The organism is Mycoplasma bradburyae (assembly GCF_024338845.1).
Classification (GTDB): Bacteria; Bacillota_I; Bacilli_A; order Mycoplasmatales; family Mycoplasmoidaceae; genus Mycoplasmoides; species Mycoplasmoides bradburyae.
In genome coordinates this window covers 223,099-249,893 of sequence record NZ_CP101414.1, presented here as the reverse complement: position 1 = coordinate 249,893, position 26,795 = coordinate 223,099, and the positions used below count along the sequence as shown (strand labels likewise).

16 protein-coding genes and 5 tRNA genes are annotated in these 26,795 nt (G+C 28.8%); 5 read left to right on the top strand and 16 right to left on the bottom strand.

Annotated features, from left to right (window positions below; genetic code table 4):
- Positions 1-17: 17 nt before the first annotated feature.
- The 3 genes from NMG68_RS01035 to rpoB form a co-directional block, all read right to left on the bottom strand.
- The gene (locus NMG68_RS01035) at positions 18-3,017 is read right to left on the bottom strand and encodes a P116 family lipid acquisition surface protein (protein WP_255034849.1); all 3,000 of its coding nucleotides are present in this window, start codon (positions 3,015-3,017) and stop codon (positions 18-20) included.
- Positions 3,018-3,132: 115 nt separating this feature from the next.
- Positions 3,133-7,050, bottom strand: coding sequence for a DNA-directed RNA polymerase subunit beta' (gene rpoC / locus NMG68_RS01030; RefSeq protein ID WP_255034848.1), 3,918 nt, complete (start codon positions 7,048-7,050; stop codon positions 3,133-3,135).
- A 30-nt stretch (positions 7,051-7,080) separates the two neighbouring features.
- On the bottom strand, positions 7,081-11,244 hold the full coding sequence (gene rpoB / locus NMG68_RS01025) for a DNA-directed RNA polymerase subunit beta (protein WP_255034847.1): 4,164 nt from the start codon (positions 11,242-11,244) through the stop codon (positions 7,081-7,083).
- 137 nt (positions 11,245-11,381) lie between these two features.
- Between rpoB and NMG68_RS01020 the strand changes: the two genes are divergently transcribed.
- Positions 11,382-12,197 carry an alpha/beta fold hydrolase gene (locus tag NMG68_RS01020; RefSeq protein WP_255034846.1) on the top strand — a complete coding sequence of 272 codons (816 nt, stop codon included), beginning with the start codon at positions 11,382-11,384 and terminating at the stop codon, positions 12,195-12,197.
- A gap of 155 nt (positions 12,198-12,352) precedes the next feature.
- Here NMG68_RS01020 and NMG68_RS01015 read toward each other — a convergent pair whose 3' ends face one another.
- The gene (locus tag NMG68_RS01015; RefSeq protein WP_255034845.1) at positions 12,353-12,934 is read right to left on the bottom strand and encodes a DJ-1/PfpI family protein; all 582 of its coding nucleotides are present in this window, start codon (positions 12,932-12,934) and stop codon (positions 12,353-12,355) included.
- Positions 12,935-13,047: 113 nt separating this feature from the next.
- Between NMG68_RS01015 and lspA the strand changes: the two genes are divergently transcribed.
- Genes lspA through tsaB form a run of 3 tightly spaced genes read left to right on the top strand, consistent with a single transcriptional unit; the run spans position 13,048 to position 15,470 of the window.
- On the top strand, positions 13,048-13,956 hold the full coding sequence (lspA, locus tag NMG68_RS01010) for a signal peptidase II (protein WP_255034844.1): 909 nt from the start codon (positions 13,048-13,050) through the stop codon (positions 13,954-13,956).
- Positions 13,949-14,884 carry an RluA family pseudouridine synthase gene (locus NMG68_RS01005; RefSeq protein WP_255034843.1) on the top strand — a complete coding sequence of 312 codons (936 nt, stop codon included), beginning with the start codon at positions 13,949-13,951 and terminating at the stop codon, positions 14,882-14,884. The genes lspA and NMG68_RS01005 overlap by 8 nt, the downstream gene beginning before the upstream one ends.
- A 13-nt stretch (positions 14,885-14,897) precedes the next feature.
- A complete protein-coding gene (gene tsaB / locus NMG68_RS01000) occupies positions 14,898-15,470 on the top strand; it encodes a tRNA (adenosine(37)-N6)-threonylcarbamoyltransferase complex dimerization subunit type 1 TsaB (RefSeq protein WP_255034842.1) in 573 nt (190 codons plus the stop codon).
- Here the strand turns inward: tsaB and NMG68_RS00995 are convergent.
- Together NMG68_RS00995 and NMG68_RS00990 are read right to left on the bottom strand one after the other, a co-directional pair.
- Positions 15,467-17,347: a P68 family surface lipoprotein gene (locus NMG68_RS00995; RefSeq protein WP_255034841.1), complete on the bottom strand. Its 1,881-nt coding sequence runs from the start codon at positions 17,345-17,347 to the stop codon at positions 15,467-15,469. The two genes, tsaB and NMG68_RS00995, sit on opposite strands and share 4 nt — an antisense overlap.
- A gap of 221 nt (positions 17,348-17,568) precedes the next feature.
- Positions 17,569-19,461 carry a P68 family surface lipoprotein gene (locus tag NMG68_RS00990; RefSeq protein ID WP_255034840.1) on the bottom strand — a complete coding sequence of 631 codons (1,893 nt, stop codon included), beginning with the start codon at positions 19,459-19,461 and terminating at the stop codon, positions 17,569-17,571.
- Positions 19,462-19,604: 143 nt separating this feature from the next.
- Here NMG68_RS00990 and NMG68_RS00985 point away from each other — a divergent pair, with 143 nt between their 5' ends.
- Positions 19,605-19,988, top strand: a complete 384-nt coding sequence (locus tag NMG68_RS00985) for a hypothetical protein (protein ID WP_255034839.1) — start codon at positions 19,605-19,607, stop codon at positions 19,986-19,988.
- A gap of 639 nt (positions 19,989-20,627) precedes the next feature.
- On the opposite strand, the gene NMG68_RS00980 is transcribed toward NMG68_RS00985, so the two are convergent.
- The 10 genes from NMG68_RS00980 to NMG68_RS00935 form a co-directional block, all read right to left on the bottom strand.
- Positions 20,628-20,701, bottom strand: a tRNA-Gly gene (locus NMG68_RS00980).
- A gap of 4 nt (positions 20,702-20,705) precedes the next feature.
- Positions 20,706-20,791: transfer RNA gene (locus tag NMG68_RS00975), tRNA-Leu, on the bottom strand.
- 5 nt (positions 20,792-20,796) lie between these two features.
- Positions 20,797-20,871: transfer RNA gene (locus NMG68_RS00970), tRNA-Lys, on the bottom strand.
- A 6-nt stretch (positions 20,872-20,877) separates the two neighbouring features.
- A tRNA-Gln gene (locus tag NMG68_RS00965) sits at positions 20,878-20,952 on the bottom strand.
- 4 nt (positions 20,953-20,956) lie between these two features.
- Positions 20,957-21,042: transfer RNA gene (locus NMG68_RS00960), tRNA-Tyr, on the bottom strand.
- A gap of 89 nt (positions 21,043-21,131) precedes the next feature.
- The gene (gene greA / locus NMG68_RS00955) at positions 21,132-21,611 is read right to left on the bottom strand and encodes a transcription elongation factor GreA (RefSeq protein WP_255034838.1); all 480 of its coding nucleotides are present in this window, start codon (positions 21,609-21,611) and stop codon (positions 21,132-21,134) included.
- Between the two features lie 47 nt (positions 21,612-21,658).
- Positions 21,659-22,384 (bottom strand): MG319/MPN454 family protein, encoded by a 726-nt coding sequence (locus NMG68_RS00950; protein WP_255034837.1) that lies wholly within the window; start codon positions 22,382-22,384, stop codon positions 21,659-21,661.
- Between the two features lie 77 nt (positions 22,385-22,461).
- Positions 22,462-23,259, bottom strand: a complete 798-nt coding sequence (locus NMG68_RS00945) for a hypothetical protein (protein ID WP_255034836.1) — start codon at positions 23,257-23,259, stop codon at positions 22,462-22,464.
- A gap of 54 nt (positions 23,260-23,313) precedes the next feature.
- A complete protein-coding gene (gene apt / locus NMG68_RS00940; RefSeq protein WP_255034835.1) occupies positions 23,314-23,850 on the bottom strand; it encodes an adenine phosphoribosyltransferase in 537 nt (178 codons plus the stop codon).
- A gap of 15 nt (positions 23,851-23,865) precedes the next feature.
- Positions 23,866-26,793 (bottom strand): MPN396 family protein, encoded by a 2,928-nt coding sequence (locus NMG68_RS00935; RefSeq protein WP_255034834.1) that lies wholly within the window; start codon positions 26,791-26,793, stop codon positions 23,866-23,868.
- Between the last annotated feature and the right edge of the window lie 2 nt (positions 26,794-26,795).

The following is a 26,795-nucleotide window of genomic DNA, read 5'->3' as shown; positions in this document are numbered from 1 at the left end:
ATTGATTTTACTTGGCTTTAAGCACCAATTTTAAACAATGTATTTTCTCAATGTTTAGAAACTTTATTAACAAACACCACATTGTTATTGTCAAGATCGTCAGCTACATTGTATGGAGCAATTAAATCATAAGATAAAATTCTTTGTTCAATACCAATCTTTAAGTTTAATGGAATTGTCACAGGGAATAATATCACAGTAAGATTAAAATTCAAACCTAATGAAGCTTTCAATTCTCCTGTACTGAAAGGTTTGATCGATTTAATTAAGTATCGATTTTGAATACCAATCGGATGAATTAAGTTATTAAATTTATTAGATAATTGTTGATCAATGATAATGTTGTTATTGTCTGTTGTATTTCAATTAGCTGTAGCATCTTGTTTAGAAATCTCTAAACCAGGTTTTGTAGTTTGGTCACGAATTAACAACTTAGGATCATAAGCATTTTTAACTATCTTATTCGTTTCAATTGATTGATCAAGATAAATCTTGTTACTAAAATCTAATACTAAATTATCGATAATTCTTATAGGTTGATGATTTAAAGTTTCTTTAAGTGAATTGAAGAATGATCGAGTAACAGCAAATAATTTCTTTGATAAATTTTGGTATTGAATTACTTGATTAGAATTCTCGTAATTATCTTTAATTAATTGCGAATTATTAACTAGGTTGGCTAAATTAATTTCTTTAGTAATACCTAGTAATTGATAATTGAATAACGTCTTACCATTATTTTGTTCGTAATAAGGTAAAACTTGGATATTATTACCTTTGATAGAAATATCAATCGATCCATTAAGATTGATAAAATCACCTTCATCATCAAAATTTAACTTACCGAATAAAAGTTCGGTAACTAATTGTTTTATATTAGTTTTAGCAAGTTGATCTTTAAGGGTATTGATATTTCGAACAACCTCATTCTTAAGGTTTTGATTACCATAAATAGCAACTCCTAATCCACTAGCTTTTTTAGCTTCTTCAACAGCTTTATCTGCTGCGTCATTGATTGCTGCTTGAGTAACATAGCGATCAATGAAACTTTGGAATGTTGCTGATGTTGGAATTAAGTTTATAATCTTTTTAATTGTTGAATTTTTAATTGCTAAATTATTAAAATTCAACGAATAACCATAACTTAAGTTCGCAATCTTTAATTCATCAAAAGTTGAAATGAATTCAATTCTATTAGTTTGGTTGTTATTAAGCGGAATAAAAGTAATCTTACTTAAATTTTCTGGACTTATCAATTCAATTAGATCACTTAAAATCGAAACGACATTTTCTAATCCTTTTTGATCTTTTAATGAATCATTATTAAATACAAAGTTATCAAATAAAAATTTAGTTGCTGGATTATTTATATCAATCTTGATATTAAAAAAGTTTAGAATCGCAAAAATAACTTGAAAATCGTTATTAAAAAAGTTTATTAAAATATCGTTGAAAGATTTTGTATTATTATCCATTAATAATGAATATATTGCTTGTTTACTTAAATCAAAAGCTTCTTTTAACCTAATGTCTAAACTTGAAGAAAAACTATTATAAGCAAAATCTAAAATTACGTTAAAGACAACTGGATCTTTTATAATCGAATCGATAAAATAAGGTTTTGGACTTTTTAAAATTTTTGATAATAAATCTAAGTATGGCGCAAAGGGGCTATCTTCTTTGATTAATTCTTTAATTGTTGGTAAGAAATCGATAATTTTATCTCTTAATTCGTTCTCAGCGCGCTTAGGATTGGTTTCAGTAATTGAATTAAAAAAGTTATCAATCAAACTTCTATACGGAGTGATATTAACTAAATTAGATTCTGATAAGAAATTAATAATACGATCTTTATAATCAAGAACGATTCGGAATAAGGTTTTTGATTTATTGTTTGCTGAAGAAGAAGTTAATAAATCATAAATCAACGATTTAAGAATTTTAACTTTGTCATTCTTTAGTGTTTGTTCTAGAGTATAAATTAATACTTCACTAATAGTACTTGCATTATCAACAATAAATTTGGAAACATTAAATGGTTCTGAACGATTTTGGATCATTCACTTACTTATGTGATAGATATATCCTGCATATTGTTTAGCTAAATTGAATTGATCTTCATAATTTCTTCTTAATGAATCTTTTAAAATACTTTCATTAAGACTAGCATTAAGCTTCTTATTTTCACCAACAAAATTTTTAATAGCATCATATTCAGTATATCCGCGTTTGATATTTCTTAGATTAACATTTAATGATGGATTGTTTTTATTAAACACTAAGTTATCTAGGCTTCAATTTTCGGTATAGCTACCATCGATTGATCTTAATGTGAAATAAACGCGATCCATCGATCAATTAAGTCGGTTGTTATCATCTAAAAAAACTGTTGCTTTTTTTAAGAAAGAAGGGTTTTTATCTGTATAAACTAAAAGCTCAAGTGTTGTTTTTGAATTAATACTGAATTTTCTGTTATTAATTCAAACTTCTCTTTGTTTTTCTGAATCGTTCTTAATGTAATAAGAAGCGCTAATTGATACTGATAAGTATTCTGAACTACCAGCAGTTTTAACTAACAATAAATTTTTATAAACACTAAATTTTTTGTCATTTCGATTGAATAAATCAATAAAATAGCTTGAAACATCAGCCTCAATGATCTTTTTATTTGACCTATTTACTTTTCGAGCAGCTAGACTATCTAATTCAGGTTGAATACTATGACTAGCTAAATACAGATCAGTATTATGAGCTAATTCGCTTTTGTTAATTAAATTCAAAGCAGATTCATTAGTTTCAACTGCCTTATAGCTTGCTTCTTGAGTTATCTTATCGTCGATTGTACCATTTGTTTGAATCGAAGTGATTGGTTGATCTGGACTTATTTCTTCGCTTTGATCTTTGTTTTTTGCTTGAGTATGTTTTTGATAAAGAGTGATCCCTGCACCTAGAGCGACTGAACCAATTAAAGACATACTAAGTCCAAAAGAGACGATCAGCTTTGCTTTTTTGTTCATTAATAAAACCTTGAAATACAGATATTAATAAATATGATTATAGCACTTGTTTTGTAATTCGAAATTAAAACAAAAACCCATAAATATATTAATATTTATGGATTTGTAATGTTTTCTAATATTCTTTTTTAAGAGCTTCTTCTCCAGCTTTAATAATCTCTTCAGACGACATAAAGCCTGTACCAGCTGGAATTAAGTTACCTAAAATAACATTTTCTTTAAGACCTAGTAAATAGTCAATTTGACTCTTAACAGCTGCGTCTGTCAAGATTTTCTTAGTATCTTGGAATGAAGCTGCTGATAAGAATGAACCTGTTTTAGAAGGTGCTTCATCTAAACCGAACACTTGATTAATCGCAACAGGAGGACGTTTGTTAGCAATTAACATGTTACTAACTTCTTTTCTAAAGTGGTTGATATCAACAGTTTGACCAACAAAGTAATTAGAATCTCCGACATCAATTACTTGCAATTTATTTGTTAATTGTCTAATAGTTACTTCGATGTATTTATCAGCAATTTCAATACCTTGTAAACGGTATACTTTTTGAACTTCTTCTAAAAAGTATTGTCTCACCGCTTCAATACCTGAAACTCTTAATAGATGTTTAATATCAATTGATCCTTCAGTTAGTTTCATTCCAGGATATACTTCTTGATTTTGTTCTACACGGATCACTGCGTCAAACGGAACGCGGTATTCTTCGTCTTCAAGTTTTGTTTTAACGCGAATGATTCTTGAAGATTCGTCAGAAGTTATTGATTCTACTACACCTTCATTTTCAGCAATAATTGCTAATTCCCATTCTTTAGGAGATACAACATCAAAGATTTGTTTTAATCTTTCAAAACCTTGAGTAATGTTACCTTCATTCGCAGTACCACCGGTATGGAACGTTCTCATTGTTAATTGAGTACCAGGTTCACCGATTGATTGAGCTGCTATTACCCCAATAGCTGTACCTACTTGAACTAAATCATTAGTTGTCAAGTCGTTACCGAAACATTTTTGACATAATCCTTTTATTGATTGACAATAAATAGGAGAACGAATTAATGCTTTTGTAACATTTGCTTTAGCGATTTTTTCAGCAATTTCACTAGTAATTAAACAATCAGCACCTACTAACATTTCGTTAGTTTTTTCATCATAAATAGGGTCGATTGTGTAACGAGTAACTATTCTTTCAGCTAATGTTTCAACAATACCACCATCAAGTGAATTATAGATTGATGATACAGTAATACCTTTATCAGTGTTACAGTCAGAATCATTAATAATAACTTCTTGAGCAGCATCAACTAACTTACGAGTCATATAACCTGATTTAGATGTTTTCATCGCAATATCGGTCATACCTTTTCTCGCACCATATGATGAGTTGAAGTATTCATTAATTGTTAAACCTTCTATAAACGAGTGTTTAATCGGAACTTCAATAGTATCACGAATTACTTGAGATTTAATCTTTTGGTCATAGTTATATGATTTAGACATCAGACCACGCATCCCGAATAATTGGGTGAAGTTTGAGATATTACCACGAGCTCCAGAGTCAGCGATAACTACAATTGAGTTATCTTTATATTCTGGTCTAGTAATAATCTTCTTAATATCATCTGATACATTATCCTTAACTTCAGATCATAGACGAATTACTCTTGTATATCTTTCATCATCGGTTAATAAACCTTTTTGATACATATGTTTTAAACGAGTGATTTCTTGATCAGCTTCTTTAATGTATTTTAGTTTATCGTCATATCTTGGAATATCAAATACTGAAATTGTGGTTGATGATAATGTTGAGTATTTGAAACCAAATTCCTTAATTTTATCAAGAATTTCAGGAACTTTTTCCAATTTGAAATTCTTATAAAGAATTTCAATAATCTTAGATACAGTCTTTTTGCCAAATGGTTTGTAAATCGGACGTTTAGCTAGTTTTTCCTTGAAATTTTCACCTGGTAAAACGATGTTTGATTCATCAATTTTAAGTAGATTATCACCATCATTTAAGAAAGGCATTTCTTCAGGCATGATTGAGTTCATAATTGCCTTACCAACTGTAGTAATTAAAATACCTTGTTTTTCAAATGGTTTTTTAGGCATGCATTTAGTTGACAAACCAATTAATGCATGGATTGAAGCTCTACCAGATTCGTAAGCTAAAACTACCTGATCATAGTTAGAGAAAATTAAGCCTTCACCTTTTTGATCACGTTTTTCAGTTGTTAAGTAGTAATTACCTAACACCATATCTTGAGTAGGAGTAGCAACTGGTTTACCATCCTTAGGACCTAAGATATGTCAAGAAGCTAACATAATAGCTCTAGCTTCAGCTACAGCTTCTTTTGAAATTGGTACGTGAACAGCCATCTGGTCACCGTCAAAGTCAGCGTTAAAAGCAGTTGTTACTAATGGGTGTAGTCTAATCGCTTTACCATCAACAATCTTAGGTTCGAATGCTTGAATCCCTAATCTGTGTAATGTTGGAGCACGGTTAAGTAATACAGGTCTTTCTTTAATTACTTTTTCAACAATTTCCCAAATTCTTTCAGATTTTTGAGCAATCATTTGTTCAGCAATCTTAATGTTTGGCGCTATTGGTTTGATTTCTTGTCCGTCATCATTAAAACGGCGAATTAATTCGCGTATAATAAATGGTTTGAATAACTTTAAAATCATTGGAGCCGGAATCCCAACTTCATACATTTTAAGTTCTGGACCAATTACAATAACCGAACGACCTGAGTAGTCTACACGTTTACCTAATAGGTTTTGTCTGAATAAACCTTGTTTACCTTTTAAGCGATCAGTTAATGATTTTAATGGACGCTTATCTTTAGCAGTAATCGGTTTTTTTCTTGAAGAATTGTCGAATAAAGCATCAACAACTTCTTGTAACATTCTCTTTTCATTATTAAGAATTACAGAAGGAGCTTTTAATTCAATAATCTTCTTTAGACGTTCATTACGAATAATAATTCTTCTATAAAAATTATTGATATCACTCGTAGTGAATCTAGCACCATCTAATTGAATGATCGGTCTTGTATCTGGGGGAGTAACCGGAATTACTTGCAAGATCATATTAGACGCTTTAATTCCAGATTCTTTTAATCATCTGATTGTTTCAAGACGTCTTAATGCTCTTTTTACTTTTTGATCTTCTTTTTCAGTTTTTAGATCTCTAGAATATGTTTTTAATTCATCATTAATAGCATCATATTCTTTTTGAAGATCTACACCTTCTAGTAATTCTAAGATCGCTTCAGCTCCGATTCCTAATCTAATCCCTGCGTGAGTTTCGATGAATTTAGCTACTTCATCAATTGAGAAAGGTAGGTGTGATTCTTTCAGTCTGTTGTAGTATTCAGAAGCTCTCTTGTATTCGAATCACAGTTTGTTGTCTTGATCGTTTTCTTTTTGAGTTTTACCTTTTTGTAAATTCTCTTTTTCAAGTTCAGCTCTTTGTTTTTGTAATTTATCTTTAATTTCACGTAAAACTTTACGCAATTTAATTCTTGCAGACTTAGAACCTTTACCAGATAGATCGACAACTTCTTTAAATTTGAATACTGGATTTTTTGAGTTACCAGGATTTAAAACGATATAGTTTACAAAATAAACTACCTCTTCAACTTCTTTGTAAGATACATCTAAAACTAATGAAATTTTTGAAGGCGAAGGAAGTTCTTTAGTCATTCAAATGTGAGCAACTGGAACTGTTAGATCGATATGACCCATACGTTCTCTTCTTACAATTGCTTCAGTAATTTCTACTCCACACTTTTCACAAGTACGACCACGGTGTTTAATTTTCTTATACTTACCACAAGCACATTCGAAGTCTTTAACTGGACCAAAAATTGCTTCATCAAATAAACCGTCTGTTTCAGGTTTTAATGATTTATAGTTGATTGTTTCTGGCTTTTTAACTTCACCGTGTGATCAAGATCTCATCTCTTCAGCAGATGCGATTGAGATTTGTAACCCACGAATGCGTTTAGTTTTATTTTTTTTAGTCATTTTATCCATAAAAATTATCTTTGTTGTTTATTAGAAGTTATCGTCGTTGTCGTCATCTAAAGTGAATGATTCAAATTCAACTTCTTGTACTTTTGGTTCTATACTCTCATCAACAACTGAGATATTATTAATGTTTTCGATTGAGTCATCGTCGTATAACACATTCAATGTCATACCTAAACCTTGAAGTTCTTTAGTTAATAGTTTAAACGATTCTGGAACACCTGGTTCTGGAATACTTAAACCTTTAACAATTGCGTTGTATGTTAGGTTTCTACCTCTAACATCATCAGATTTAATTGTTAAAATTTCTCTTAAGTTATGAGCAGCACCATAGGCTTGCAATGCCCATACTTCCATTTCCCCAAATCTTTGACCACCGTTTTGTGATTTACCTCCAAGAGGTTGTTGGGTAATTTTTGAATAAGGACCTACTGCTCTTGCGTGAATCTTATCATCAACCATGTGGTCTAGTTTTAACATGTACATGATTCCGATAGAAATTGGTTTTTCAAACGGTTCACCAGTTCTTCCATCAATCAGTTTAAACTTACCTTCAGTTTTAATTGGATCGATTCCAGCTTCTGACATAATCGCTTTTAAATCGTCCATGTTAACACCTTCGAATACAGGTGTAGCGATCTTAAATGCTAAATCATCATAAGTTAGACCGATTTGTTTCAAAGCAATATCAATATCGATTGTCTTAACACGATCTTGAGCTTGTTTAGCATCACTAACACCAACCGATTCCATATGTTGTTTTAGGATTTTGATCAGTGTATCTGTCTTAGATTTTTCTAACCCAAAAATTTTGTGTAACTCATCAGCTAATTTAGTATCAAAACAAGCTTCAACTAAACGTTTTTTAGCTAATTCTCTAGCAGCATAACCTAAGTGTAATTCGAAAATTTGCCCAATGTTCATACGGCTAGGAACCCCTAATGGGTTTAGCAAGATATCAAGTGGAGTACCATCTTCTAAATGAGGCATGTCTTCTTGAGGAACAATCTTAGAAATAATTCCTTTGTTACCGTGACGACCAGCCACTTTATCACCGATTTGAATTTTACGTTTTTGAACTACATAAACTTTAACTAATTCTAAAACGTCATCATCTAATTCATCACCATTAGCAATACTAAAACGTTTGATACCAGCAACAATACCATCACCACCATTAGGAACTTTTAATGATGATTCACGTACTTGTTTAACTTTATCACCTAAGATTGCTTGAATTAGTTTTTCTTCAGGGCTTGATTCAACTTGTCCTTTTGGAGAAGTTTTACCTACTAAGATGTCACCTTCTTTAACATCAGCACCAACCATGATGATACCTTCTTCATCTAGGTATCGTTTAGCTGATTCTGAAACGTTTGGAATATCTCTGGTAATTTCTTCATCACCATTCTTAGTTCTTAAACATTGAATCACGTATTCATCAATATTAATTGATGTATATACATCTTCTTTAAATAGACGGTCTGAAATAATTACAGCATCTTCGTAGTTATAACCACTTCATGTAGTAAATCCTACTAAAACGTTTTGACCTAATGCGATTTCACCATTCTTCATTGAAGGTCCATCAGCTAAAGCTTGATGAGCGCTTACTCTATCACCAACACTTACAATAGGTGATTGGTTGTAACAAGTATTCTTATTAGATTTAATAAACTTCAATAAGTTGTAGTTAGCTAACTTACCGTCATCTTCTTTAACAACGATTTTGTGAGCATCAACATAAGTCACAACACCTGGATTTTTAGCAGTAACTAACATTCCAGAGTCTTGAGCTATCTTATATTCTACACCAGTACCTACTAATGGAGAATAAGGTTTTAATAAAGGCGTTGCTTGACGTTGCATGTTCGCACCCATTAAAGCACGAGATGAGTCATCGTTTTCTAAGAATGGAATTAATGAAGCAGCAACTGATACTACTTGTTTAGGTGATACATCAATGTAATCAACTTGTTTAGGACTGTATAAATCTTGAGATGAACGATATCTAGCGATAATTTTATCGTTGTTAATTGATCCATCTTTATCAACATCCATATAAGAAGAAGCTTCAGCAATAATGTATTCGTCTTCTCTTAGAGCTGTTAAATGTTCAACTTTGTCAGTAATCTTACCGTCTTCGACTTTTAGATAAGGAGTCATTAAGAACCCATTCTTATCAATAGTTGCATAGAACGCAAGCGACATAATCAACCCGATGTTCATACCTTCAGGCGTTTCAATCGGACAAATTCTACCGTAGTGTGAGTAGTGAACGTCACGGATATCTAGGTTAGGGTCTTCTCTTGAAATCCCACCAGGACCCATTGCTGAAATTCTTCTTTTATTTGTTAATTCCGATAACGGGTTTTGTTGATCTAAAAATTGCGTTAATTGGTGAGTATTAAAGAAATCTTTAATAACAATTTGGAATGGTTTAGGGTTAATTACTGATTTAACTGTTAATTCATTATTCTTTTCAGGAATAATTTCAGATCCATCTAAATCAGTTTCAGTAATCTTGTTATTACCATCAGCGATTTGAAGCTTATCCTTAATGTATTTTTCAATACGCATCATTCCTGTTTGAACTTTAGATTTCAACAATTCGTTGATTAATTTTAAACGTTTATTACCTAAGTGATCAATATCATCATATAAACCGATATTGTGAGGTAGGTTAATTATGTATGAAATGATCGAGATTAAATCAGCTAAAGTTAATGTTTCGATTGAATCATTAGAACCATCGATACCAATAATTTGAGTTGTTTCATCTCTTAAGTCGTTATTGATGTAAATTTCAACTTCTTCATAAGTATTTACATCTGTAAATCTAGTGTTTAATTCAGGATTTACAAAGTCAATTTCACGGATAATATTCAGACGTTTTTCTTTAGATAAGCGTTTGAACAAATCAATTTGTTCTTTAAGCATTAATGTTCCTTGCTTAATTACAACATTACCATCTAAATCACAGATATCCTGAGCAATTGTTCTTTGGTATAAACGTTCTGAAATTCTTAATTTACGAACGAACTTATGTCTACCAGCTGATGATAAATCGTAACGTTTCTTTTGGAAGAAATGTTGTAATAAGATAGATTGGTATGAAATTTCTTCTTTTTGTGAAACGTTATCAAGACTTCTAGTTGAAATTGATAGTTCTTGAATTACGTGTTTAGCAGCTTTTTCGCAAATTAATTTTCTTAAAACCACACCGATGTGAGTATCTAGTGATTCTAGTTTTGCAGGATTAGAATTTTTAGAATTAATTAATTCTTGTTTTTCTTGATTTAATTTGTATCAATCTAAAACTAGATTCTTTCATTTTTGATCGATTGGTAAAGATTTAACTTTTGCAATACGATCAGTTTCTACATCGCGAATTAATTGAGCAATATCTGGTTCATTTAAAATTTGTTTTTCATTATAAAACTCTGATTCTAATGATCTTAAGATATAGTCATTGTTTTTAAAGATTTCTTTAATCTTGATTTCACTTAAACCAAAAGCTTTAAGTAAAGTAGTGATCGAAAATACTTTAGCACTTTCACCACCAACATCTCTAACTACCGCTTGAACAAAGTCCTTGTTTTCAGCAATATAGAATAACATTAAAGTACCTTTAGAAGGGAATACTTCACAAATATAACCTTCTTGGTTACGTTTTCTTGAGTTAGATAACTTAACTTGAGATTTATTTAAAATGTAAGCACCTGGCGATCTAACTATTTGAGCTACAACGAATTTCTCAATCCCGTTGACAATAAAAGCGCCGTTTTCAGTCATTAACGGGATGTTAGAAAAGAAAATCCCTTCAGCATTTGACTTAGATGATTTTTTATTAATTTTTTTAACAGTTCCAGTTTGATGGTTGATTAAAGATAAATTTACATACAAACTAGCTTCGTATGTCTTAGATTCAGCGCTTGCTTCTTCTTTAGTTCTTTCTGGATCTAAAATTTTCATTCCATGGAATTCCACAGAATATTTTCCATTCGGTGATTTAATAGGAAAATATGATCCAATAATTTCTTCTAATTCTTTTTCAAGGAATTGCTTATAAGCATTTACTTGAATCCCTGGTAAATTTGAAGGGGTATAGTTGTTATGAACTTTTGAATAGTTTCTTCTAACTACTCTAGGCGAATACTCAGTATTATGAAATGGTGAATTTTTTTTCACGAATTTACTCCGGATATAACGTTTAGATTAAAACAAAATAGTATAACTACATAGTATAACCTAAAAGCAATATAAAATAATAACATAAAATAAAATTTTTTGTAAAAATGTTTTTTTTGTGTTATATGTAAATCACAATGGAAAACAAAATTAATTTATCTAATATCGATAGTTTTGAACTAATCAGACCTGATGCTAAACATAAAATTGTTTTTTTGCATGGATTTGGTTCTAATTACAAAATAAAGAAAAAACTATGAGAGTATTATGATAATTGTAGTTTCTACGGCATTAATATGCCAGGTCATGGTAAAAGCAAAATCGAAAATCCGTCACAACTAAGCATCGCTTATTTCAGTCAAATTATTAAGTGTTATTTCGAAAAGCATGATCTTAGAGACGTCATTCTGGTAGGTCACTCAATGGGTGGAGGTCTAAGTGCAATTATGAATTACTTGATTCCAGAAAGAATTAAGTTAAGCATTCTTGAAGCTCCAGCCAATGGATCTATTTTATCTAACATCGCAACAATTGCTAAACTATTACCTGAAAGCCCAGAACAGATGAAAGAACTTTATTACGCATTGTATTATGATGCTGATAAAGAATTTGATGGAAAAATCGATAAGGTTGCTGAAACAGAATATTATCAAGAAAGAAGATATTTTAAGACATTAGAGCCTTTATTATCTATAGGTGTGTTAGAAGAAATGAGTAAACTTAGCGATATTGGATATCGCTCAGTTACTAAACCAATGATGGTAATCTTTGGTGAAGATGATAAGATCGTGATTCCTGGCGATTCTTACGAACACATTACAGCATTAAACAAAAATATTCAATTTGCTTTTATTAAAAAATCGGGTCATGTTCCATTTTATGAACATACTCAAGAGTTTTTAGATATAATGACTAAATTTATTAAAAGCGTCGATCCAACTTTTAATAAATAATGTTTTTAGATTAAAATATTTTTAATAAATAATAGCGGCTAAATTAGCCGCTATTATTTATTTAATCTACAACTTTTCGTTAAAATAACTAAATTTATAAAAATCGATTTTTATTGAATAGTTATTGTTATTTGTTCTTTTAAAAAAATAATTTCTTACTTTTGATAAGAAATCATTTTTGCTAAATCATCAGCTTCTTTTTTGCTTGATAATACTTTAATTGCTTCAATAGCAAAATCTATTGCATGACCAGTAGATCTAGCTGTTATAATGTTGCCAGAAAATAATACATTAGATTTATTGTCAAAGTTGCTTCCGATTATTTCTTTATGTTCTTCATTAGCTACAACTTTTTTATCTTCTAAAAGGTCTAGATTTTTAAGAATAACTGGTGATTGGTTAATTGCTAAAATAAATCTTTGTGTAGTTTGATCTTTTTCATTGAACTTACTAAGATAATGAATTAATTTTTGATCATCACCAAAACGTTTTGATCCTAATCCACCAGGTAGATAAATCGCATTATATTGCATTAAGTTTGATTTATCAATTGTTAATCCACACTTAATCGAAGTTCCTTGAGCTAAAGTAACACTATTCTTTTTTTCAATTGAAATATAATCAACTATAAATTTAGCTCTTCTTCATAAATCAGTTGGAACAATTAGTTCTAAATCATCGACCTCAGTAGCTACAATGGCAGCTATTCTTATTTGTCGTTTAATATTTTTTTTCATTATTTATCGATCACCATACCCAGAAGTTAAGCATCACAATCTAGGTTTATACATAAAAGTAAATCTATTTTAACATTTATAAAAAAGATAATTATTAATTTAAAATGTTTAATATGTATGCTTTTAAAAGATTCCTTGATAAATCCAAGGATGTAATCATTAAACAATTCAAGATTGCTAATACTAAAAAACTTGTCAAAATTAAATACCCTATTTTATTTGGTGTTGGCATTGTAATTTTGCTTATTGTTTTTTTATTAAGAAATTATTTCTTGAATTTAGGTATTGGTTATAAAACTGAAGAAGGTTTTATTAATATAAACGTAATTACTAACAAGGGTGTTGGTTTCTCATTATTTAATAGCAACCCTGCCATCCCTTATCTTTTGCAAATATTGTTAACAACAGTATTTTTAATTACATTTATTTTTTGCAAAAACATTGCTTTAATCGCATTTTTACCTTTAATTACATTTGGCGGATTATCAAATGTAATTGATCGTTCAATCCCGATCAAATTATCTAATACAGCAATTGAAAACAACTCTGTTTTGGACTATTTTCAATTCTTTAAATCATCGGCTATTTTTAATTTTGCCGATATTTGTATAGTTATTGGATTTGTTTTAATTTTCTTAAATTTCTTTATTGAGTTATTTGTAGACTTTAAAAATAAGAATAAAAATAATTCAACAAATAAACAGATTCATGGATGAAAAAATATTCCAGAAGATGAAAGAGTAAAATGAAGTACTTGAAATGACAATAAATGTGTTTTTTGCAATCAACAAATGTTGATAAAAGATAAACAAGTAATTTGTTCTAACCAAAATTGTTCATATATTGATTTGATTAATGAAGCAAAACCTTTATCAGTAGAAAATCAAGAAATTTGCATAATTTGCAATAACGAAATGATTAAAAAAAGCAGCGATAAAATATCAAGCTTTTTAGCTTGCTCAAGATTCAATGAAGGGTGTTATTACACCAAGAATAATAAAACATTAGAAAACAATGATTAAGCACAGATTTTTAAATGAAAATACTAGCAAAATTAGGTTAGATGTTTTCTTAACTTATCATTTAAATTTATCTAGAAATAAGACATCATATTTGATCGTTAATGATTTAGTAAAAGTTAACAAAAAACCGGTAAATAAGAATAATTTTATTCTTAAAGAAGGCGATGTAATTGAATTAGAATATGATGAAGCAATATTTAATAAATCTAAAGATGAAATCTTACCTTTTAAAAAGAAATTAGATATTGTTTTTGAGGATGATGATTTACTTATTGTAAACAAACCAACAAACATGTTGTCACATCCCACAACTCATAACGAACCTGATACTTTACTAAACTGTTTAATGTATCATAACAAGAAACAAAAGGTTTATTTAGCGCACAGATTGGATAAAGATACAACAGGTCTTATTGTTGCTACAAAAAACTTTGAAGCACTTCAAAAGATTCAAGAACAAATTGTCAAAAGAACAATGAAGCGTTATTATTTGGCTATCGTTCATTATCCTTTTAATGAACTTCGCGCTACAATTAACGCACCAATCGGTTATCTAAAAGATCATGATTTAAAATTCGGTGTAGAAAATACCAAAAATCCTAAAGACGCAATTACAAAAATTTATGTAATTAATCAAAACAAAAAATATGCTTTAATAAAATGCGAATTGCTAACAGGCAGAACACACCAAATCCGTGTTCATATGGATTTTATTAAACATAATATTGTTAATGATCCTCTTTATGGCGTTAAAGGAGAACAAAGAACTGATTATAAACAATTCTTACACGCTTACCAATTAGAATTAACTCATCCTTCAAGTGGCGTGCCATTGTTTTTCGAAGTAGCTCCTGATGAAGTATTTATGAAAAAATTGTTCGATGTTCATCTTGATTTAAATCAAGACCTTAAAGATTTATTTAAATAATAATACTAATATTATGAGAAAGCTTTGTTTATTTATTGATACTTGTCTAGATAAAATTAATCTAGCTATTTTTGATAACGAAAAAGAGGAATTATACAATTACACATCAATTGAGATTAACAAGAATTTAGTTGATATTGTTGTAGAAAGAATTGATGATTTTTTAAAACAAAGCAAAGTTAAGAAAAAGGCAATCAAGAAACTTTATATTACTGTAGGCCCTGGTTCTTTTAGTGGTGTTAGGGTTGGAACTAATATTGCTAAGACATGAAAAACAGTTGATCCTTCAGTTGAAGTATATACGATTTCAACACTAAAAATTCAAGTTCCTTATGGTGATGGAATCTCTTGTTTAGATGCTAAATCAAATAAGCAATTTGTTAGTATTTACCGTGGAAATGTCGGAAATATTAAGATTGTTGATCACGAAGAATATGAAAACATGTGCAAAAAAAATACCGACCTTTCGCTGTTTAAAAATTTTGCAAATGTCGATATTTTCGAGAATTTAATTAATAATATTTCTAACTTCGAATTAACAGAAATAGAAGATATTAAACCAATTTATTTAAAAGATCCTCTTTAATTTTCGTTTAAAACTTTATTAATTTCTTCAAGAAGTTTTTCTTTTGTTAAGTTAGTAGGTTCTTTAGTTTTAGAAATTCCACCAATAGCATCTTTTAGGATCTTTAAAATCTTACCAGATTTATCATCAGTAGCAATTGATATAATTGAGTTTTTATCTGGCATTGCATCTCTTTGTTTCTTGAAATCTAAGAAATTACTAAGCGTTGCTAAAGCAGCCTTGTTAAAGTTAAGATCTTTTCATGATCTATTATTGTTAACATCATCAACCGTTGGCCCGTCTTTTAAAACTTTGTCTGCTACTGGTTGTTCTTTATCTAAAATTTCTTTTAATTTAGTTTTAGATTCATCTGAAATAGCTTTTTTAGAAGTAAAAATGTAACCACCTTGACTATTTAAAATTGAGTTAACAGTTTCACCTTTAAAGATAGAATCGTTTTGAGTGATTGTTGAATTGATATTAAATAATCATTCAAGGAATTTTTTAGCTTGCTCATCACGCTTAGTTGAAGTTTTAATTCCAACTAATGATGAACCACCAATTCAGAATGTATTTTTTGTTTTATCATTCTTATCAAATTTTTGAATTTGATTCTTTCATAAAACTTCATTAGGTGCTGCATATTTATTTTTAGCAGTCGTAATATCTTCAGCAGTTAAAGGAGCTTTACGATCTTTTCTAAAACGATCAATTGTGTATGGTGAAAACATTGAAGAATTTCATGCAATGTGCGGAGCTATACCAAATGCTGCATCAAATTTAGCTACATTTCAAGAAACAATACCACCACCAGTATATTGAACTGATCTTAGAAGTTGTTCGTTATTTAAATCAAGAGCTGAATAATGATTTTTTAAGAAATCAAATGCTTCACCAATTTTTGTTTGAGTTTCAGGTTTTTTAGCATTTGCAAAATCTAAATCCAATATATCCCCATCAGCTTTTTGAGTTCACAATCAACTTGTTTGATTGTTACCAAGTTTAGATCATAAGAACTTGTTAAATAGATCATCTTCATAAGTTACCAAGAAAACTTTAAGATCAGCATCCTTGGTATTAACTTCAGCATTATCTTTGATTTTAAGATTTTTAACAATCTTATCAGAGAATTCAAGTATAGACTCAAAGTTATCAAAAGTATTATCATCTACTGTTCAATCTTTAAATACTTCATTACCCTTAACTTCAAGATTTGTTCATTTTTTATTTTGAATCTTAGTGGTGAAGTCTTCAACTTTTAATTCTTTATAGATTTTTGATTCTTTATTAACTGTACCTCCACCTTTTTCAACAAAATCGAATAATAAACTCATTAAAGGTTTATTGAAAACTAATGCATCAGTTTCAGTAATATCAAACGGAATAGCATAAATTTTATTATCGTTTTTATTTGTTCCAACAAGCTTATTAAAGTTGTTGTAAACATCAGTATCAAAATAAGCTTCATTAATTACACTGCTTCCATTAACATCTAGTAAACGATCAAGCGTATTAATCTTGTAAGCAGCATTTAGATCAGCTAAAATAATGTTTGGAACTAATGGAGATTTAGAAGTTATATCACCTACAACTTTATTAGTTAATTCTAATTCTGATTTAGTATTAGTATTTTCAGTTGTTTGCAATTCAACTTTTAAAAAACCTTCAGTATTAGCTTTTTCTTTGTTATAAAGATCTACTAATAATGATAAAGTTTTCATTAAAGGGTAGTAACTATTTTGTGATGTTTGAATAACAACTTTATCATCAAACTCACCTTTAGGTGTTTTAGAAATATCAGCACCATTCGGTTTAAAACAAGATGATAAGCTAAAACTCATCAAACTTAACGCAGCCATTGAACCAATTAAAATTCTAGTTCTGGATTTAGATTTCATTTTCATTTTTTTATTTTTAAACTTTTCTCTTATATGGTTGTATTTTTATAAATAAAAATACAGACCTTGTTTGATTTTTCTACAAAAAAATTTTATTTAACATTTTTTAAATAAGATTTGTTAAATTTTGGTTGTAGTTTTAATAAGACATAAAAATACACTAAATTCCTAGTCTTTTTTACTTAGAATTTAGTGTAATTTTTGTAGAAGAATTTATTTTATTAGTTAGCAGAACCTAACTTATCTTGTATTTGCTTAATTAAATTCTCTTTAGTTAAGTTGGTAGCACTAGCAGTTTTGGTAATTCCTGAGATTGCGCTGTTAATTATACTTAGAATTCCACTAGCTTTTTCATCAGTATTGATGAAAGCAATTGAGTTTTCTTGCGGTTTAGCTGTTAATTCTTTCTTAAATGTTAATCAGTCATTTAATGAAGCTAAAGCACCTTTATTTAGATAGATCTTAGATCAATCAGGGGTTTTTAGACTTTCTGGAGTTGGATTATCTTTAACTTTATCAACTTCAGCTTGCTCAGCAGTAATTGTAGATTCTAAAGCAGTTTTAGCCGTATCTGATAAAGCATTTTTAGAAGTTAAATCATATGCAGAAATACTATTTAATATTTCGCTTATTGATTTGTTGTTTAAAGGAGAATCAGGAACATTAATTCTTGTGTTGTTGTTAAATAATCATTCTAAGAATTTCTTAGTTTGCGCATCACGTTTATCAGATGTTGAAATTCCGATTAATGATGAACCGCCAATTCAGAAAGTGTTTTTGTTAGGATTTGTTTTATCAAACTTAGTTAATTGAGATTTTCATAAAACTTCACTAGCTGACGCAAAATTAGTTTTTGCGTTATTAATATCTTCTTGAGTTACATCGCCTTTAGTAGCTCTAAATGTTTTAACTGTAAATGGTGAAAATACTGATTGGTTTCAACCTACATGTGGAGCAATAGCGAATGCAGTATCAAAGTTTCTAATATCTCAAGAAGCTCAGTCAGATACACCGCCCGAACCAAAGTAAATTGATTTTAAAGTTTGGTTATTTTTTAGATCAAGAGTTGAGTAACTATTCTTAAAGAAATCATAAGTTGTTCCGATAGTATTTTGATCTTCTGTTTTCTTTAAGTTAGTAAAATCTAAATCAAATGTACCATCTTTTAATTTGAAGTTTCATAATCATTTGTCTTTAGAGTTACCTAATTTAGACCACAAGTATTTTTGATAAATATTTGGTCCGTAGTCTAACATGAAGATTTTAAGATCTCTATCCCTACTCTCAGACGCCATAGCTGAATCTTCTTTAAGTTTAAGTCCATCAACAATTTTCTTAGAAAATTCAAACATTGATTCAAGATTAGAGAATGTGTTGTCATCGATAGTTAAACCTTTGTAGGTCATATTGTCTTTTATTTGAAGATTTTTTCACTTCTTGTTCATGAATCTAGATTCAAAATTTTCCATCTTTAATTCCTGATATATTTTCGAATTTTCTTCAACCATTCCCCCGCCTTCTTTTACTAACTTAAACAACAAGTTCATTAATGGTTTGTTGAAAACAAGACTATCAGTAGTTGTTAAATTGAAGGGAATAGCATATACTTTCTTATCAGTTTCACTAGATCCGCTTATTTTGTTAAAGTTGTTATAAATATCACTATCAAAGTAATTTTCATTAATAATAGTGTTATTACTTAAATCTAGTAAACGGTTATAACCATTAATTTTATAAGCAGCGTTTAAATCAGCTAAAATGATGTTTGGTACTAACGGCGATTTAGAACTAATTTCACCAACAACTTTATTAGTTAATTCTAATTCGGAATTAGCTTTACTAACTTCACTTTGTTGAAGTTCAACAGGAATAAATCCTTCAGTGTCTTTGAATTGCTTATTGTATAGATCAACTATTTCAGCAAAAGCTCACATTAATGGATAGAACTTATTTTGAGCTGTTTGAATAACAATTTTGTTATCAAACTGACCAGGAGGCGTGACAGGTTTATTAGTGCTAGGCGTGCCAGACATTTTACCGCAAGACGATAAAACAAATCCAAGCGAACCTAAAATTGCCATCGAACTGACAAAAATTTTGGTTTTACTTTTCATTTTTATATTTTTAATTTTAACTTTTCTCTTATTGGTTGAATTTTAGGATTAAAATCCTACCATTTTAATTTTCTATAAAAAAATAAAAAAATGGATATTCATAACAAAGAAAATTATAATTTTTTTGTTTAGATTTAATCATAATGCAAAATTATCAAAAATTAAAAAAGTTAGCCACAATTAGACTCGTTGTATCATTACTTGTTTATATTAGTTTTTTTACTGGAATATTAATGACAGTATTTGGCGTTATTTATTTCTTGGAATGAAAAGAAAAACAAGAACAAGCCATAAAAATATTAGCACACAACTTATTAGATCCAGGTGTTATGATCTTGTTTTTGTTTATAGGTTTATTGGTGTATTACATTTATTTAGTTAAATGCAAAATTAAAAAACTAATTGAAGAGGATAATAAATTATCGAATGAACAAAAAAATAACCTGTATTTTACAAGTGGTTTTATTCATTTGCCTTATCTAATTAATGATATTAATTTCTTTAATGTGGTTAGTTCATACAAATAAAATTGATATAAGTTTTTCTAATTATTTTTAGTCAAAAAGAAATTAAATAATTTTTATAAATATTCATAAATATTAAATAAATAGTGTATAATATTTATGTATAGCTCGTTGAAGGGTTGTATTATATAAATTCATTAATAACAAATAAATCAATCTATCTTAAGTCATTAGAACTCATGTCTAATGACTTTTTTTATTTTTCTAACTAATTTTTAGTATTTCTATTAAATAATTAATATATTAAGTTATTTAGTATAACTTTTTAAAAATCAAATTTTTATAAATTTATTTGACTTTTTAAAAAGTTGTTGTATAATATTTATGTATAGCTCGTTGAAGGGTTGTATTATATAAATTCATTAATAACAAATAAATCAATCTATCTTAAGTCATTAGAACTCATATCTAATGACTTTTTTATTATCTATTTTAAAAAACAACACATAGGAAGATTTACCTATGTGTTGTTTTTAGTTAGTTAAAGAATTTAATTCTCTTTAATTGTAATTAAATCCTAAATGTTTTATGATAATAAAAAAACGTAATATTAGATAAAACTAATATTACGTTAAATGAATTTATGTATATAAATTATTGAATACTTTTAATCGAGAAGTATAGTTTAAAACTATTCAATAATGGAGCGGGTGATGGGAATCGAACCCACATTAACAGCTTGGAAGGCTGCAGTTCTACCATTGAACTACACCCGCTTAATGGTGCCCAAAGCCGGACTTGAACCGGCACGGTATCGCTACCCCAGGATTTTAAGTCCTGTACGTCTACCATTCCGTCACTTGGGCAAAACTGGTGACCCACCCGGGGATCGAACCCGGGACCCTTTGATTAAAAGTCAAATGCTCTACCGCTGAGCTAGTGAGTCATAAATTGGCTGGAATGGATGGGATCGAACCATCGCATGATAGAGTCAAAGTCTATTGCCTTTCCGCTTGGCTACATTCCAATTATGGTGGGCAGGGACGGATTCGAACCGCCGAAACCAAAAGGTGTCTGATTTACAGTCAGAAGCGTTTAGCCACTTCGCTACCTACCCATTAATACCCATAAAATTATAACATAATAATATAAAAATTTAAAGTTATATTTTATAGATTTTTATTTTTCTATTTCTTTTTAAGAAACTTAAAGAACTATCTTTTTAATAGTAATTTTATAAGGATGTTCAATACCTCTAACTTCAGCAGATTCACCTTCTTTTTTATCCATGATCGCTTTAGCTACAGGAGATTCATGTGAAATTTTATTGTTAGCAGGATCACTTTCAATAGGTCCTACAATTTCATAAGTATATTCACATTCATCAGAACTATCATAAATCGTAACTTTAGCCCCTACAATTACTTTCTTTTCTTTAGTATCTGATTCCTTAATTATTTCGTGATAATTTAAGATATCTTGAATTTCTTTAATTCTTGTTTCAATCTCGCTTTGACTAGCCTTAGCAGCATCATAGTCAGCATTTTCTGATAAGTCACCTTGTTCGCGAGCTTCTTGAATTAAACGAATAATTTCAGGACGTTTAACATCTACTAGATGTCTTAATTCTGCTTGAATTTTAGCTAAACCTTCTAGAGTTAATAGGTGTTTTGGAGTTTTTGACATAATTTATTTTAAGTTATTAAATTTATTATTTTGTATTAGTTGTTAGTTTAATTAGCCGAAGTTTTTTTCATATGCTCATAGAATTGCTTTTCACGTTCAGCCATATTAGCGCCCGTAGATAAAGCTTTTCAATCTTTAGAGGCGTCATATTTTATTTCTGGTTTTACCGAATCATAAAATTCAGTTGCTGCTTTTTCAATATTACTAGTGTTAGAGTTATTAAAAGGTACTGTTGATTGTGAACTTGCTTGAAAAGTTGTTTTAGCTTCTTCGTTTGTTTTATAACTCTTTTTTTTTAAAGCTTTGTTTTTGTTGTCGTTTGATTTAACAATAAGCTTAATAATAATTTTAAGAATTACATAAACAATCGATGTAATAATTAAAGAAGAACCAAAAGCCATTGTAAATGGAATTACATAACCTAATAAAGAAACCTTAAAAGTTTGGTTTGCAATCCCAAATATATCTTTGTTAGTATATAAGAAAGGAATAAAATTACCAATTTTTCCTAAGATACTATCTGAATCAGGGAGCATAGTCGCATATTGTTTATACGATTCTGCTCCTCATTCGTAGCCTTTATCAACATTAAATCAATTTAAAGCATCTTCTGAAAAAAAATTATTGTAAATAGTTACGGGATTGTATTTGTCTTTAAATCAAAAAAAAGCAAAAAACGCTCATAAAGAAACTAATAGCAGAACCATGAATAGGAAGAAAAAACCTAAAACTGCTAACGCTTTTTTCGTTCCTGATGATTTTTTATAGCTCATAACTTAATATCTCGATAATTAGATTATATAATTATTTATCTAAAGATAAAACCTTTTAAGGCTTATTTTTTGTATTCTTATGATCTGAAATAGGCGAATAATCTCAAGATATCAATAAATAATGAGAACAATCTAATAAATAGCATGTACGCATTATAAATGATAAAGTTTTGAATTAATCCTTCATTTCCAGATAACTGAATCATTTCCGCGGTATTCTTAGTAATGAATGATGACACAACCAGACTTATAACTGATATTACTAAGCTAACAATCGAAATTATTAAAAAGATTCAATCAAATTTAAAAGCATTAAATCCAAATATGTATACAATGTTGATACCAAGAATAAATATAATGTTGATAATTAACATTGCAAACAACAATTTAGCTAAACTAAAACCAACTTTATTGCTCATATAGTACCCTAAAATAGATGTACTAATATAAACAACGCTAACTATTAATAAAGGAACTATGAATGTACTTAATTTTATATTCTCATCAATCCCTAAACTATTAGCAGCATCTACTGAAGATAATAGACCACCTAATCCATAGCTTAAAAATAATCAAACTAATACAAAAAAGGTGATAATTCTAGTTTTTGAACGATTAATATCAACAAAAAAAGATGAAAAAATTACGATCAAAAATCCAACAGATAAACTAATACTAGAACTTATAAATAATGCATTAGTGCTTTGAATAGATTTAGATCATACATTTTTATAGATAATTGTTATTACTAAAGCAAAGATAAATGATGCTAAAAAAACTATTCCAGCATATATGTGTGATTTTAAAAAAGCTTTTTTTGCTAATTTATTTTGAGTTTGTAAAATTGTTTTTACATAATTTTGAGCAGCGATCATATCAAATATATCAATTTATTCCAATTTATTAAATTTTAATATTTCACTTAACTACTAGTATTCTAAAATGTAGTTAATTGGTTTGGTTTTATCTAGTTTATCGATCCCACCAAGATTTTTTAATCTAATTAAAAAACTATAACCAACCACTTCTGATTGTGATAGTTTAACTAATTTAGAGATTGCTTCAACCGTTCCAGCTGTTGCTAATAAATCATCAACAATCATTACGCGAGAATTCGGTTTAATTGCATCTTGATGAATTTCTACAACGTTATTCTTTCCATATTCAAGATCATAAGAAGCGCTAAAACGTTGTCTTGGTAATTTGTTTTCTTTACGAACTAGAACAAAAGGTAGTTTTAATTTATTAGCTAATGGAACACCAAATAAAAATCCTCTAGACTCTGGTGAAGCTATTATATCTGCTTTAGCTTCTTTAACAACTTCAGCCATAGCTTCAATAACTTGATCAAATAAGATTGGATCTAATAAAACTGGAGTTATATCATAAAACAAAACACCTTTTTTAGGAAAGTCTTGAACTGTAAGAATAGTTTTTTTTAGTTGAGTTATTAATTTATCGTTCATAATTAAATTAAAAGATTAGTTTTCTTTATTTTCGTGATAAACAACTTTGTTAGAGCGTTTAAAGAAATTGATATCTTCCACTAGTTGTTCATCTATTTGATCCAAGTTTTTATCTTCCTTCTTAGTTTTTAATGAAATCTTAGATCAGTAAATAGAATTTGTATTTGATTTTTTGATCATCAATAAACCAATTAATGGATTTAGTAAGAATACTGCGTTGATGTTAATCAATAAAATATTAATTAAACTGAATAAACCTAAATTTAAAAGATTATTGTTGTATTTTTCAGTTATACCAGAACCTTCACCGCCGTAATTAAATGCATAGAAGATAAAGTAAGCAGCTGTAGCAACGATTGTTGAGTAAATATATAAATCCATTGTTGCTACTGTTGTATTGTTAACAATTTTTTTAACTGATTTAGGTTTGTAAATTTCTTTAAGATTGAAATAAGTGTATAAGTTCGTTGTTACAAAAACGAAATTTGATAAAGAATAGATATAACTAAATAAGCTTATCAATAAAAATAAATAACCAAAGTCATTGCTTATTAAACTCTTAGATAAGAATAACATTCCCAGGATTACTGAAAAATTAACAAGACTATTGAAAAGATAACCAATTAAAACAATTCATTGATATCTTAATAAGAAATATACTAAACCAATAAGACTAGTAGCACCTAAGCTTATTAAAATTGTATTTAATGAACCGTATAAGTTATCGCTATTAATAAAGAATGTTCTGTTATTAAAGTTATATAAAGCAACGATTCCAAGAATTATTACATTAATAAATAAGATTAAAGCAAATAATGATTTAACATTCATTATTTGATATTTGTAATCCTTACTAAAGGTTTTATCAATTTGTTCATCAATAGAAACTACAAGATCGTTTAGTTTCATTGCGTCTTTTGATAAGTTACCTGAAATTGAATTTAGGTTTTGATAAGTCTTTTTGTATAAGTAAATCTTAGGATTAAAGTTATTAATCGAGTTAAAGATCTTAACTAATAAAACAGTTAAACCGTAATTAAAGAAAAAGCCAATTAAACTAGAAACAATTAATAAAATTCCGATCGATTGCGATTCATAATTTGATATGAATGTCATAAACAATCCAATCACTAATAAGATTAGATGTAAATCGACCGCTTTTAAGAAGGTTTTGTTGTGAGTGGATTTTCACGATTCAAGCAATGAAAACTTATTACTTACATTGCGTTTAAAATTCAGATTGATAAACGCTTGTAATAAGAAATTAAAGATAATTACTCCAATTAAACCAGTAATACTAAACAGATCTACAAAACCATTGAATTTTGAATAGATAAAGAATGTTAGAATGCTTGATAATGCCAAACCAAAAATTCCAAAGAAACCTTGAACTTTGAAAAGAATAATCATCATTAAACCGATAATTAACAAGATAATTCCAACACCTAAGAATCCTGATTGATATTGACTAAAGTTCTCAAATGTTTTGTTGATTAATGGTTCGTTAATTGTCGAATCATTAGTTACAACGATAAAATCAGTATTTGGTGATGTTTGTTTAATTAGAGTTTCTAAACTATTTGCTTGGTTAAAATCGATATCAGAATAACTACTACCAATATTTAAACGTTGATTTAATCTTAAAACAGCGTCACCATTATTATTTAAAGTAATGTTAGTAGGGAAAAGATCAGTTAATAATTTTGATTGCGAACCATCAACATTAGTAGTTCTTAGTTCGTATAAGATAAATTGAGAAAACAACCCACTAAAATCAGTTGCTGTTGAACTTCTTGGATTTCTTGACCCTTGAGGTGTAGTGATTTCTTCTGGTTTTTTCTCTGCATTTTCAGTTGCAGCTTGATAAGCTTTGGGTTCTGCGTAAATATAATACAGATCATTTAACTTAATATCATTAGCATTTCTAAACGGCGCAACTAAATTCTTTGTACTAGCAGAAGGTTCATAACCACCAGTTGAATGCAAGAAATTTCATAATGCTTGTTCAGAGTCATTTAATGAGAATCATTTATTAGAGTTTTGAACAACATCAAAGATGCTTCTAACATAGTTCAAAGCGCCAACTTTATCATTTCATAAAACTAGGTTACGATTACCTAAAACATCTTTAGTATCATTTGATACGAATAAACGATGTCTTAAGGTTTCAACACTACCTTGACCATTAGATTCAAAATAGTCAGAGTTTTTAGGTATTAAATTATTAAAGTATTCTAAAACTTGTTTATTATCATCAGAATTTGAAGTAAATTTAGTGTTATTTTTTAATTTAACTTCAAAAGTTATACCCGAATTAGCACTAGCTGCGCTTGGGCGAATAACTTTAAGCGAATCCCTGATAAGATCGTCATTATCCAATAATACATAACCATCAGTAGTTTCAAGCGTTAGATTGTATTGATTATCTAATGTGGTTTGAATATTTCTTTTTAATCTTTCATTAAAAATACGATCACGTTCGCTTGGTTTTTTATCAAATATTTTATTAACAGAAACAACTAAAGCTGGTAATGTTTGGTTTGAGTTTAATCAAGAACTATTGATATTAGTTCCTTCTGGCAACTTAATATTATTACTAAAATTAACGTTAATTTCAGAAAAACCCAAGGCATGTAGTCTTTGGCTGTAATCATTAGCCAAATCAATTCAAGATTGATCACTAATTAATTTAGTGTTATCTTGATTGCGATCCTTAGAAAAATCGAAGGTTTCGTTTGCAGAAACGATATTGTTTTGACTCTCACTAACCTTTTTCTCATAAGGAGAAAAGAAAATGGTTGTTTTTATATCACCGTTATAAAAACGACCCTTAGGCGTAATCTTAGAAGCCTCAATACTTCCAAAAGTAATACCAATTACAGATAAAGCTAATAAAATAAAAATTATAAAGCTTTTTAATAGATAGTCAAAACTTAGTTTCATAA